The 12,585-nt window shown below is 33.0% G+C and carries 13 protein-coding genes and 1 tRNA gene; 4 read left to right on the top strand and 10 right to left on the bottom strand.

Annotation, left to right across the window (positions count from 1 at the left end; all coding sequences use genetic code 11):
* Positions 1-16 precede the first annotated feature (16 nt).
* From BUA46_RS12655 to rpe, 4 genes are all read left to right on the top strand, one after another.
* Positions 17-391 carry a hypothetical protein gene (locus BUA46_RS12655; RefSeq protein ID WP_019387907.1) on the top strand — a complete coding sequence of 125 codons (375 nt, stop codon included), beginning with the start codon at positions 17-19 and terminating at the stop codon, positions 389-391.
* A gap of 438 nt (positions 392-829) precedes the next feature.
* A complete protein-coding gene (locus BUA46_RS12645; RefSeq protein ID WP_019387909.1) occupies positions 830-1,693 on the top strand; it encodes a sigma-70 family RNA polymerase sigma factor in 864 nt (287 codons plus the stop codon).
* A 174-nt stretch (positions 1,694-1,867) separates the two neighbouring features.
* Positions 1,868-2,278, top strand: coding sequence for a BLUF domain-containing protein (locus BUA46_RS12640; RefSeq protein WP_019387910.1), 411 nt, complete (start codon positions 1,868-1,870; stop codon positions 2,276-2,278).
* Positions 2,279-2,325: 47 nt separating this feature from the next.
* On the top strand, positions 2,326-2,988 hold the full coding sequence (rpe, locus tag BUA46_RS12635; RefSeq protein WP_019387911.1) for a ribulose-phosphate 3-epimerase: 663 nt from the start codon (positions 2,326-2,328) through the stop codon (positions 2,986-2,988).
* Here the strand turns inward: rpe and BUA46_RS12630 are convergent.
* The 10 genes from BUA46_RS12630 to BUA46_RS12585 form a co-directional block, all read right to left on the bottom strand.
* Positions 2,985-3,401: a CBS domain-containing protein gene (locus tag BUA46_RS12630; protein WP_019387912.1), complete on the bottom strand. Its 417-nt coding sequence runs from the start codon at positions 3,399-3,401 to the stop codon at positions 2,985-2,987. The genes rpe and BUA46_RS12630 overlap by 4 nt on opposite strands.
* Positions 3,402-3,502: 101 nt before the next feature.
* Positions 3,503-3,922, bottom strand: a complete 420-nt coding sequence (locus BUA46_RS12625) for a CBS domain-containing protein (RefSeq protein WP_019387913.1) — start codon at positions 3,920-3,922, stop codon at positions 3,503-3,505.
* A 227-nt stretch (positions 3,923-4,149) separates the two neighbouring features.
* Positions 4,150-4,223: transfer RNA gene (locus BUA46_RS12620), tRNA-Arg, on the bottom strand.
* 22 nt (positions 4,224-4,245) lie between these two features.
* Entirely contained in the window at positions 4,246-4,695 is a 450-nt protein-coding gene (locus BUA46_RS12615; RefSeq protein WP_019387914.1) for a GatB/YqeY domain-containing protein, read from the bottom strand.
* A gap of 134 nt (positions 4,696-4,829) precedes the next feature.
* On the bottom strand, positions 4,830-6,818 hold the full coding sequence (gene ftsZ / locus BUA46_RS12610) for a cell division protein FtsZ (RefSeq protein ID WP_019387915.1): 1,989 nt from the start codon (positions 6,816-6,818) through the stop codon (positions 4,830-4,832).
* A gap of 91 nt (positions 6,819-6,909) precedes the next feature.
* Positions 6,910-8,223 (bottom strand): cell division protein FtsA, encoded by a 1,314-nt coding sequence (gene ftsA, locus BUA46_RS12605; RefSeq protein WP_019387916.1) that lies wholly within the window; start codon positions 8,221-8,223, stop codon positions 6,910-6,912.
* A 3-nt stretch (positions 8,224-8,226) separates the two neighbouring features.
* Positions 8,227-8,946, bottom strand: a complete 720-nt coding sequence (locus BUA46_RS12600) for a cell division protein FtsQ/DivIB (RefSeq protein WP_019387917.1) — start codon at positions 8,944-8,946, stop codon at positions 8,227-8,229.
* On the bottom strand, positions 8,936-10,288 hold the full coding sequence (murC, locus tag BUA46_RS12595) for a UDP-N-acetylmuramate--L-alanine ligase (protein WP_019387918.1): 1,353 nt from the start codon (positions 10,286-10,288) through the stop codon (positions 8,936-8,938). Before murC ends, BUA46_RS12600 begins: the two co-directional genes overlap by 11 nt.
* A complete protein-coding gene (gene murG, locus BUA46_RS12590) occupies positions 10,285-11,385 on the bottom strand; it encodes an undecaprenyldiphospho-muramoylpentapeptide beta-N-acetylglucosaminyltransferase (protein ID WP_019387919.1) in 1,101 nt (366 codons plus the stop codon). The genes murC and murG overlap by 4 nt, the downstream gene beginning before the upstream one ends.
* Entirely contained in the window at positions 11,386-12,579 is a 1,194-nt protein-coding gene (locus tag BUA46_RS12585; protein WP_019387920.1) for an FtsW/RodA/SpoVE family cell cycle protein, read from the bottom strand.
* Positions 12,580-12,585: the final 6 nt, after the last annotated feature.

Below are 12,585 nucleotides of genomic sequence, written 5' to 3'. Positions count from 1 at the left end.
CATTATCTTATGAATTATGATACAAGAAGATAAAATAAATAACACCGACGTAGTAGAAAGTTCAATTACCTATCTAGAAAATAGAGGGTTTGAAAATATTAAAGCCGATATTGAAGGTTATGAAACTCCGAAATCATTTATAAAAGCGGGTAGCGATATTAGTATAACTCCAGATATTGTTGCAACCAAAGAGGGTCGAAAGCATTATTTTGATATTAGCTTAAAATCCGAAAAACCAAGACTATTAAAATCGAAGTGGTTGTTTTTGAACACTATTAGTAATTTAAAATCGTCTCGTTTTAGAATCATTACTGTACGCGGTCATTATAAATATACTGAAGAGATGCTGGAAAGCATAAACCTAACGCCTAATTATTTAATTAAAATTTAAAACTGAACTAATTAAACTCTTGTTTTACAGGTGGCGGTTTTTGTGTGGTGAATTGATTGTCGTACTTTTCGAATAATTTTTTAATAATATATCTACCTAATATCATTTTATTTAAAATGATATCGCCTTGTACAGAATACCCTGACCGTAAATTAAATCTATGATTCTTAGGTAAATCTACATGCACATAAAAATTATTATCCTTTTCTTTTCTGTCTGGAATAAAACTTACTTTGCCTTTTATTGGTCCGTATTGATAAAAGTAGTAAGCTTTTAATTTAAATGATTAACACATATAAGTGACTTTTTAATCAATTTCGAGTCATAAATATAAGAAATAGCAATTATTTTGAATTTTTTTGTAACAAAAACTGTTATTCTTACGTATAACTATTGAACGACCTATTTTATTCACAATTTAATACAGGAGAACTTTAGATGAGACAACTTAAAATTACGAAGCAGGTTACTAATAGAGAAACCGCTTCGTTAGATAAATACCTACAGGAAATTGGTAAGGTTGATTTAATTACAGCCGACGAAGAAGTAGAATTAGCTCAACGCATTAAAGCTGGTGATCAAATCGCTTTAGAAAAGTTAACAAAAGCTAATTTACGTTTCGTTGTATCTGTGGCTAAACAGTACCAAAACCAAGGACTTACATTACCTGATTTAATTAATGAGGGTAACTTAGGTTTAATTAAAGCAGCACAACGTTTTGATGAAACTCGTGGATTTAAATTTATATCGTATGCGGTTTGGTGGATTCGCCAATCGATTCTTCAAGCATTAGCTGAACAATCTCGTATTGTGCGATTACCATTAAATAAAATTGGTTCCATCAATAAAATAAATAAAACTTTTGCATTTTTAGAGCAAAGTCATGAACGTCCACCTTCGGCTGAAGAAATTGCAAAGGAATTGGATATGACAATTAATGATGTAAAAGAGTCCATGAAAAACTCAGGACGTCACGTAAGTATGGATGCTCCCTTAGTAGAAGGTGAAGATTCTAACTTGTATGATGTATTGAATTCTGGAGAATCACCAAATCCTGATAAGGAATTATTGCACGAATCTTTACGTACAGAAATTGAACGTGCCCTAGAGACATTAACGCCTCGTGAAGCCGACGTTATTCGTTTATACTTTGGGTTAGGTAATCAACACCCAATGACTCTTGAAGAAATTGGTGAGACTTTCGATTTAACTCGTGAGCGTGTAAGACAAATTAAAGAAAAAGCTATTCGTAGATTAAAACATACGTCTAGAAGTAAAATATTAAAGACTTATTTAGGATAGTAATTAACAATAATTACGACTAAATTACAGTAACAACAGTTACAAAACATAACTGTTCGTTTTTTGATTGATGAAAGAACCCGCGGCTGATTACCGCGGGTTTATTTTTTAAAAAAATTCGAAATAACCAAAACATCTTTTTACATTAGCGACACCAACCAATATAAACCTTATATGTTAAAAACGATTTGTTACATTAGTGATTCAAATGAATCTGAGTCGTTAGAAAATATAAAAAGAATATACGCCAAGGCGAAACAAAATAATTTAAAACGAAATATTACGGGTATTTTAATATACCAAAATGGCAACTTTTTACAAGTTCTTGAAGGCGATGAAGAGCATGTAGATACTACCTATGAAAAAATTAAATTTGATTCTAGACACAAAAACATAATTAAAGTAATAAACAATAAAATTGAACAACGCATATTTGAAGACTATAATTTCGGGTTTTCGATAGTAAAAAGTAGCTCCGAATTTAATCAGTTAAACGAATACCTTAAATGGTTAAAACAAGCCGATAACAAAATTGCAAACAAGGTTATTTCAATGGTTGAAAATTTTATTAGTGTCATTGGTTAAAAAAGATTCTAAAACATTTATTTTTACACAATATTTAATATTTTAAAATGAGTTCTAAATTAATTGCACCTTCCATATTAGCAGCAGATTTTGCTAACCTTCAACGAGATATAGAAATGGTGAACAAGAGTGATGCAGATTGGTTTCATATTGATATTATGGATGGTGTTTTTGTACCAAATATTTCATTTGGGATGCCGGTACTACAAGCTATTAACAAACACGCCAATAAAACCATTGATGTACACTTAATGATTGTAGACCCTGATAGATACATTAAAACGTTTGCCGATTTAGGTAGTCATGTTTTAACTGTACACGTCGAAGCCTGCACACATTTACATAGAACCTTACAAGCCATAAAAGCAGAAGGCATGAAAGCTGGTGTCGCGCTAAACCCGCACACCAATGTTAGTCTTTTGGAAGATACGATAAATGATATTGATTTAGTATGCTTAATGAGTGTTAACCCGGGGTTTGGCGGACAAAGTTTTATTGAAAACACTTATAATAAAGTTAAGCAGCTAAAAGAATTAATTACAAGAAAAGGTGCTGCAACCAAAATAGAAATTGATGGCGGAGTAACCAATAAAAATGCTAAACAACTGGTTGATGCCGGAGCCGATGTATTAGTAGCAGGAAGCTATGTTTTTAAAAGTAAGAACCAACCTGAAACTATCAAAGAATTAAAAGCTCTTGCTAATTCTTAAATCTCGTTAACGAGATAGTTGAGTAAATCTGTAGTTGTTATAATACCAACTAATTCGCCATTATCAACTACTGGTAAAGCATGAAATTCATTTTTAGCCAGAATTTTAGCAGCTTCTTTAATTGACGTTTCACTACTTACAGTCACGACACTTTTTGCCATGACTTGTTCTATTTTAAAAGTATTAAAGACTATCGAATCAATTGTATTTCCGGCTTCATCATCAGTTTCTGCAATACTTATTCGCATCAAATCTGTATAACTTAACATTCCAACTATAACCTCATTGGAAACGACTGGAATATGTCTTATTTTATGACGCTTAAATAACAATTCAGCCCTTTCTAAATCTTCCGTAAGGGTAATTGCTACAATTTTTTTAGTCATAATTGAAGATACTGGAATATGTTTCATGAGATTTCATTTAGATTAAAAAAAATACTAACTCATAAGGAGGCTTTATCAATAAATCATTTGAAATAATAAAACCTTATTTGATGACATACTAAGATGATTTAAAACTGTTTAAGTAAATACTTAATTAAATCTGTAGTAGTTACAATGCCACTTAACTTATTATTATCCACTACCGGTAGCGCATGAAATTCGTTTGTAGCTAATATTTCAGCAACCTCTTTTATAGATTTTGATGACGATACTGTAACTAAGTTTCGTTTCATAACTTGGTCTATTTTAAACATATTATATACCATTACATCTACAATGTTTTCGTCTTCATTGGTAACATCGGCAAAACTCAATCGTAATAAGTCAGAATAACTAAGCATTCCAATTATGGCATCGTCATCGACAACAGGAATATGTCGTATTTTATGTCGCTTAAATAACTTTTCGGCTTTTTCTAGGCTATCTGTTTTTTTTAATGTGATGACATGCTCTGTCATTATCATAGAAACTGGTGCTTTTCGTATCATGACATTAAGTTTTAAATGTTTAGTTCACTAAAATTATTAAACTAATTCTAAATAAAGCATGATAAAAGTCATGGTGATTTAGATCCTTTTATGGTTATATTCTTGAATTAAAATAATTGGGATTTTAAAATGCCTTAATAAAACATTCTAAGTTTTTACTATATGCAAAAAGCAACTAAAAACTAATCCAAAAATATTGAGATTATTTTTTAGTTGCTTTTTATTTGTGACCGCGAAGGGATTCGAACCCCCAACCCTCAGAGCCGAAATCTGATATTCTATCCAGTTGAACTACGCAGCCATTATATTTTATGTTTAATAACTTAAGATAACTTAGCCTTTACAATATTAGAAATGGTTTTACCATCTGCTTGTCCAGCTAATTCTTTACTAACCATTCCCATAACTTTCCCCATATCCTTCATGCCGTTAGCTCCTATTTGGTCAATTATAGCCACAACAACCTTCTCAATTTCGTCATCAGTTAGTGCTTCAGGTAAAAACTGACTTATAACTTCAGCTTCATCAATTTCAGGTAATGCCAAATCCTTTCTACCTTGTTCTAAATAAATTGCAGCACTATCTTTACGTTGTTTAACTAGCTTCTGGAGTATTTTAAGCTCCTGCTCTTGCGTTAATTCTTCTTTTGCACCTGATTCTGTCTGAGCTAAAAGAATAGCCGATTTTACAGCTCGTAATGCTGTTAACGCTGTTTGATCTTTAGATTTCATAGCTGCTTTTAATGCTGTCATTACTTCTTGTTGTAAACTCATAGTTTTTAATATTTGCTGTTTGCGAAGATAAAAAATAGATTTCTGCCTTTGCATTAAAGACCAGAAAAAAAACCCGAAAAGTCGAGGGAACTTTTCGGGTCATTAAATAACACACTAGGTTAAATTCGAATAAATCAATCTACATTATCATGTAAAAATGAATTATTATTTCTTAATTGAAGATCATCATTATCATCTAAACCAATACTTGTTCTAGATAAATCTGTTTCTGATGAATGCTTATTTTCTTTTAAATCGACACCTTGACGCTTGTAAGCAGGCACTTTTTCAATATCATCAATTTTGGCATTATTAAATTTATAGTTAAAGTCCTTCATTTTACGTCTGCGCTCTTCCGCACGCTCTTTTAACAACTCAGAAATTGGACTATTCATTGGGTCTATTTCTTCTGCTGTGTCTTCTCCTAATTCAGGTTCTTTAACAACTTTCTTTTCAAAGACAACTTCCTCATCTACTTCTTCTTCAACAACTTTAGTTGCTTTCTGAGTATTATTCATTGAAGATTCTACCTCAACATAATCATCCAATGCATAACGAATATCGCCTTCTTCGTTTGTCTCGTTTACAGTGATTAACTCCACATAATCATTAACAGATATATCTTTTACATCATCGGTTAAATCATAAGTTACTAAATCTTCATTTTCTATTTCTTCTTCTTTGGATTCGCTTGAATTTGACAATGGCAAATCGAAGGTTAATGTGATTTGTTGCTCTTCTTCAATACTATCTGAAATAACTTCAATATCCTGGACATTTTCAACGTCTGCAACCATTCTAGTAACTGGTTTGATAATGAAATCTTCATCTTCTTCAAATGTGCCATAATCAGCTTTTACTTCATCATAAACCACATTCATGTTTTTTATAATTTCTGAAGTTGGAATGAGTTCAATATCCCTATGTTTTTCTTCAATCTCTTCCTTTTTAACAAAAGTAACTTCCTCTTCTTCAATCTCTAAAGTGTGACGAACTACTGGCGGCTCCTTCTTTTCTTCAAGAACAATTGTTGGTTCGATAACAACAGGTTCTTTTTCTTTTGCATCTAATTCTAAATCTTCACTTAATGAATGAACAACCTTCTTAGTTTCTGTATTGGAAATTTCATCTTGTTGTTCTATATTAAATCCTGTAGCTATAATGGTTACAGCAATTGACTCTTCTAATGATTCATCTTCGCCAACACCCATAATAATGTTAGCACCATGACCAGCTTCATTTTGAATGTGATCATTTATTTCTCCAATCTCGTCAATTGTTATTTCTTGGGTGCCAGAAACGATTAATAATAATACATTCTTAGCTCCTGTTATTTTATTATCGTTTAATAATGGAGAATCGAGTGCTTTACGAATGGCATCTTGTGCACGATCTTGACCTGAAGCTAAGGCAGAACCCATTATGGCCGTTCCGCTATTACTTAAAACAGTTTTAGCGTCGCGTAAATCGATGTTTTGTGTGTAGTGATGCGTAATAACTTCTGCTATACCACGAGCAGCGGTAGATAGCACCTCATCGGCTTTCGAGAAACCTGCTTTAAAACCTAGGTTTCCGTATACTTCACGAAGTTTATTATTATTGATTACAATTAACGAATCGACTACTTTTCTTAATTTTTCAATTCCTTTTTGAGATTGCTCAATACGCATTCTCCCTTCAAACTGAAATGGCATTGTTACAATTCCAACAGTTAAAATGTCTAAATCTTTAGCCATTTTAGCAATAATTGGAGCTGCCCCAGTACCGGTTCCACCGCCCATTCCTGCAGTAATAAAAACCATTTTTGTGTTTGAGTCTAGCATTTGAGAAATGTCATCAAAACTCTCAACAGCAGATTGCTCGCCTATATCTGGATTTGCACCAGCACCTAATCCTTCAGTTAAATTAAGACCTAGCTGAATTTTATTAGGCACACCACTATTTTGTAATGCCTGTGCATCGGTATTACAGATGTAAAAATCTACACCTTTTATACCTTGCTGGAACATATGATTTATGGCATTGCTACCACCGCCACCAACACCTATGACTTTAATGACATTTGATTGGTTTTTAGGCAAATCAAATGAAATGTTTGTTTCGAATTCTTTTTTGCTGCTCATAAAATTCTGTTTTTTGGGGTTTTGTACTTAATATTTTAATTCAAATGGATTTTTTTCTCACTAAGTCTTAAAGACTTTTTATTTTATAGTTCTACTCTGCATTATCTAAAAAGTCTTTAACACGTTCGGTTAACTTATCAAGAAAAGAGCGTCGTTCTTTTAATGGTTTTTCTTTTACTTCGTCTTCATCTTCCGATTCTTCTTCATGACTTATTATCTCCTCTTGCAGTTCAACTTTTTTTCTTTCTTGACGTTTTAAACCATCTAACACTAAACCAACCGCAGTTGCGAAAAGCGGGCTCGTAACATCGTCATCACTATCGCCTGCTAAATGCTCATTAGGGTACCCAATTCTAGTATCCATGCCTGTGATATATTCAACTAATTGCTTTAAATGTTTAAGTTGACTTCCTCCTCCTGTTAAAACTATTCCGGCTATTAATTTTTTCTTTTGTTCTTCGTGTCCGTAATTCTTTATCTCGACATACACTTGCTCGATTATTTCAACAACACGGGCGTGAATAATTTTAGATAAGTTTTTTAAGGTTATTTCTTTAGGCTCTCTTCCTCTTAACCCAGGAATAGAAACAATTTCATTATCCTTATTTTCCCCTGGCCACGCAGAACCAAATTTTATTTTTAATAATTCGGCTTGCTTTTCAATTATAGAACAACCTTCTTTAATATCTTCAGTAATCACATTACCTCCAAATGGAATTACTGCCGTATGACGAATGATTCCATCTCTAAAAATGGCCAAATCTGTTGTTCCGCCACCTATGTCAATTAAAGCAACACCTGCCTCTTTTTCTTCTTGACTTAAAACGGCATTAGCAGATGCTAAAGGCTCGAGGGTAATTCCTTCAAGGTTCAATCCAGAACTTTGTACACAACGCCCTATATTTCTAATGGATGATACTTGACCAACAACAACATGAAAATTAGCTTCTAATCTACCACCATACATGCCAATGGGCTCTTTTATTTCGGCTTGACCATCAACTTTATATTCTTGAGGCAGTACATGAATAATTTCTTCACCCGGAAGCATTACAAGTTTATGAACTTGATTGATAAGTCTATCAATATCATCTTCGTCAATCACCGTTTCAGAATTCGCTCTGGTGATATAATCACTATGTTGTAAACTTCTTATATGTTGTCCTGCTATCCCAACAGTTACATCTTCTATTTTTAAATCTGCTGCAACTTCTGCTTCTTGAACAGCTTGTTGAATAGACTGAATAGTTTGGGTTATGTTGTTTACAACACCACGATGCACTCCCAAACTTTTAGATTTACCTATACCTAAAATTTCAACTTTGCCGTATTCATTTTTACGCCCAATCATTGCCACAATTTTCGTGGTTCCTATGTCTAATCCTACTGCTAAATTATGCTCCATAGTTTAAATTTTGGTACATATTACTTGATTTTCAAACTGTAAATTCACTTTACTATAACTGTTTAGTGTATTATCCTTTTGATTTTTTTTATAAAATGCTTTGAGGTTATTTATTTTTTTATCCAAAAATTTTTCATCACCTATTTGCACCAAAAAATCACACTTCCTTAGTCTTAAATAAAGCTTCTTATCTCTATCTTGATGAATCTCAAAAACATGTTTTTTTAGAAACTCATCTTCTTTAATTTTTCGAGCTATTTTATAGACGTTTTTTAAATTATTTTTTTCCACATAACCAGTAACTAATGGCACTCGTGCAGAATAATTTTTTGACAATGGCATGAATGAACCTTCATCATCAATATAATAAGACGCATTTGTACTTACTCTTGCAATAGGTGTTTTTTGTTCTATTTCCGCGTTAAGTGTAGCATTTACAGACACATACACTTCAGCATTTTTAACCATAGGATTAGATTTGAGGGCTTTTTCTAATTCATCCAAAACTAAAGTTTCTTTAGGCACGTTTTTAAGAGCGCCATAATTTTGTATTAACAATTTACTAACAGTTTCGTTTGTTAAGAACAAATTGTTTTCGCCAACAAATTTTATGCTTGGTTCTGTAATTTGTCGTTCACCATTTCTTGTCGTAGCAAAGGCAAACAAAAAGACCACCACAGCAAACAAAACCACTAATTTTATGTAGCCCCAATTAATTCGCATAACTAAATTCCTTTTTAATATGTCTTACTTCTTCTCCAATATCTCCAGCGCCCATTGTTAAAATAACTTGAGCTTGAGATTCGTGTATTTTAGTGAGCAATTCATTTTTACCAATGAGTTGCTTGTTTTTATGACTTACCTTTTCTAATAACCAAGCGGAGGTAACACCAGGAATCGGCAATTCTCTAGCTGGATAAATATCTAATAATATCAGCTCATCAAACTGAGATAAGCTTTTTGCAAATTCATCTGCAAAATCATTCGTTCTACTATATAAATGAGGCTGAAAAATGGCTAATACTTTCTTGATAGGATACATTTCTCTAACTGCTTGATACACTGCATTTATTTCTTCTGGATGATGGGCATAATCATCAATAAACACAAAATCATCAGTTTTAATGTGATACGTAAATCTGCGTTTTACACCTTTATAAGATGCTAAAGCTTTGGCGAGCTGTTGGTTTGGGCAACCATATTCTACAGCCATCGCCAAGGCTACTAATGCATTCGACAAATTGTGTCTACCAGGTAGGTTAAATTTTAAATTTTCTAGTACTGTTTTTGGAGTTTTTACATCAAAAACATAAGTACCATTATCTATTTTTATATTTTGAATTGTATAATCTGAATCGTCTTCTATCCCATAAGTTATACCGCTTAGAGGCAAGCCATTTTTAATAAACAATTTCCCGCTAGGTTTTATCCTTTTCGTGAAATCTTCAAAGGATTTTTTTAATTCTGAAGCATCACCATAAATATCCAAATGATCTGCATCCATAGAGGTAATGCAAGCTAAATTCGGTGAGAGGGTTAAAAACGAACGATCGAACTCATCGGCTTCAACAACAGAAACTTCATTACCACCCAAAATTAAATTTGAATTATAATTCTCACTAATTCCACCTAAAAAAGCAGTTAAAGGCACTTGGCATTCATGCATTAGATGTCCTAAAATACTTGTTGTAGTTGTTTTTCCGTGTGTACCCGCAACTGCTAAACAAAATGTATTTTCTGTAATTAATCCTAAGATTTGAGAACGTTTAAATACCTTAAATCCGTTGTTTTTAAAATAATTTAATTGTTCATGGTTTTTAGGTATTGCAGGCGTATAGACAATCAATGTTGTTTCCTTATTTTGTAACACAGATTTAATATTTTCGACTGAATCTGTAAAATTAACCTCAATACCCAATTCTCTTAATCCATTAGTGATATCTGTTGGTGTTTTATCGTAACCAGAAACAAGCTTATTATTGGCATTAAAATAGCGAGCCAAAGCACTCATGCCTATACCGCCAATGCCAATAAAATAGATGTTATGGATATCTTTTAAATTCATTTACTTTCCTTGAGAAGTTTTTCGACTTCGTCTGCTATATCTTTTGTAGCATTTACCAATGCCAGTGCTTTTATGTTTTTGCCTAATGTTTTTTGCTTTTCAGTTGAATGGATAAGCTGTGATAACGTGTTTTCAAAATTTGCATCTAAATCTTCTTCCTTAATCATTAAAGCTGCATCTTCTTTCACAATAGACATGGCGTTTTTGGTTTGATGGTCTTCTGCCACATTTGGCGATGGAATAAAAATCACAGGCTTCCCAACAATACATAGCTCTGAAACCGACCCCGCCCCTGCTCTTGAAATCACTATATCTGCCGCGGCATAAGCAAAATCCATATTATTTAAAAATTCATAAACCTGAATACTTTTCGTGTTACCGTGAAGTTTATATTGCTGATAATACAACTTACCGCACTGCCATATAATTTGGATGTTTTGAGTATCGAAGAAGTCGAGCTCCTTTTCTATGAGTTGGTTTATTCTTCTAGAACCTAAACTCCCGCCAATTATCAATAACGTGAGCTTATTAGCATCTAAATCGAAAAATTTTTTTGCTTCAACGGTTTTGGTTTCAATATCTAATAAACTTTGACGTACAGGATTTCCTGTTTTTATAATTTTATCTTTTGGAAAAAATCGTTCCAACCCATCATAAGCGACACATATTTTTTTAGCTTTTTTTGCTAAAATCTTGTTGGTTATTCCAGGATATGAATTTTGCTCTTGTATTAACGAAGGAATCTTATTAGAAACCGCTGCTTGCAACAATGGCCCACTTGCAAATCCACCTGTACCAATGGCAACATCTGGCTTAAATGTTTTGATGATTTTTCGAGCTTTTAAAAGACTACTCATCACTTTAAAAGGAAAACTTAAATTCTTCATGGTAAGCTTACGCTGAACACCAGAAATCCATAATCCTTCAATACGATATCCGGCTTGAGGAACTTTTTCCATTTCCATCCTATCTTTAGCACCCACAAACAAAAATTCAGCATCAGGAAAACGCGATTTTAACTCGTTTGCAATGGCAATGGCAGGATAAATATGTCCTCCTGTACCTCCACCAGATAATATGATTTTATAGTTGCTCATTTATATAGTTTCCGAAAGTATTTCTAATGGATTGTCTTCGTTTATCTCTTGTTCTTTTATTTCTTCTCGTTTTGCACTAACACTTAAAATTATTCCTATGGCTAAACATGTCATCCAAATTGATGTACCTCCACTACTTATTAATGGTAAGGTTTGACCTGTAACCGGAAACAATTCTACTGCAACAGCCATATTAATTAAGGCTTGAAATACAATTGGCAACCCAACACCTAATACCAAAAGTTTACCAAAAATAGTATCTGCTTTTTGCGAAACAATTACAATTCTAAATAATAACCACAAGTATAATGTCATGATTACAAACCCGCCAATTAATCCATATTCTTCAATAATAATGGCGAAAATAAAATCTGAAGACGACTGTGGTAAAAAGTTCTTTTGCATACTCTTTCCTGGGCCTACACCTTTAATTCCTCCGGTAGCAATGGCAATTTTTGCCTTTTCTATTTGATAATCAGCTTCCGTATCTTCAGGGTTAGAGAAACTTTCAATTCGTCCCATCCACGTATCAACTCTATTAGGCATAGCATCTGGAAACGCTTTAGCTATTAAAATAAAAAGAGTTAAAACCAAAATACCCGAACCAACAATTACGGCTAAATACCTCAGTGGATATCCACCTAAAAATACCAACATTAACACCATTAAAAACATAATTGCTGCCGTTGAGAAATTTGCAGGCAAAATCAAGATTAAGATGAGAAAAACAGGCAGCCATAGCGGTAATATAGATGCTTTAAAGGTGATAATTTCGTCTTTAATTTTAGACATATATCTTGCCACATACACCATAAGCACAACAGCAGCTAGGGTAGATGTTTGAAAAGACATACCGACAAAGGGAATTTGAATCCATCTGCTAGCATTCGCACCATCAATAGTTTTTCCTTGAAGAATGGTTAATCCTAACAAAACTAAAACCACTGGTATCATTATTAATGACAAGCCTTTAAAATACCTGTATGGAATTTTATGCACACCATAAATAATTGCAAATCCTAAAACCAAATGCACAAAGTGCTTAATAAAAAAAGTAAAAGTACTACTGCCTGCACCTTTGTAAGCTAAGTTGCTAGCGGCACTGTATACAGGTAAAAACGAAAGAATAGCCAATAACGCTACTATTGCCCAAATTAATCTATCGCCTTTTATGTTTTTAAATAGGGTTTGCACTTTTAA

The sequence above is a fragment of the Algibacter luteus genome, from assembly GCF_900141715.1.
Taxonomy (GTDB): domain Bacteria; phylum Bacteroidota; class Bacteroidia; order Flavobacteriales; family Flavobacteriaceae; genus Arenitalea; species Arenitalea lutea.
Note: the sequence above shows the minus strand (reverse complement) of the source record. Positions and strands in the feature narration are given on the sequence as shown.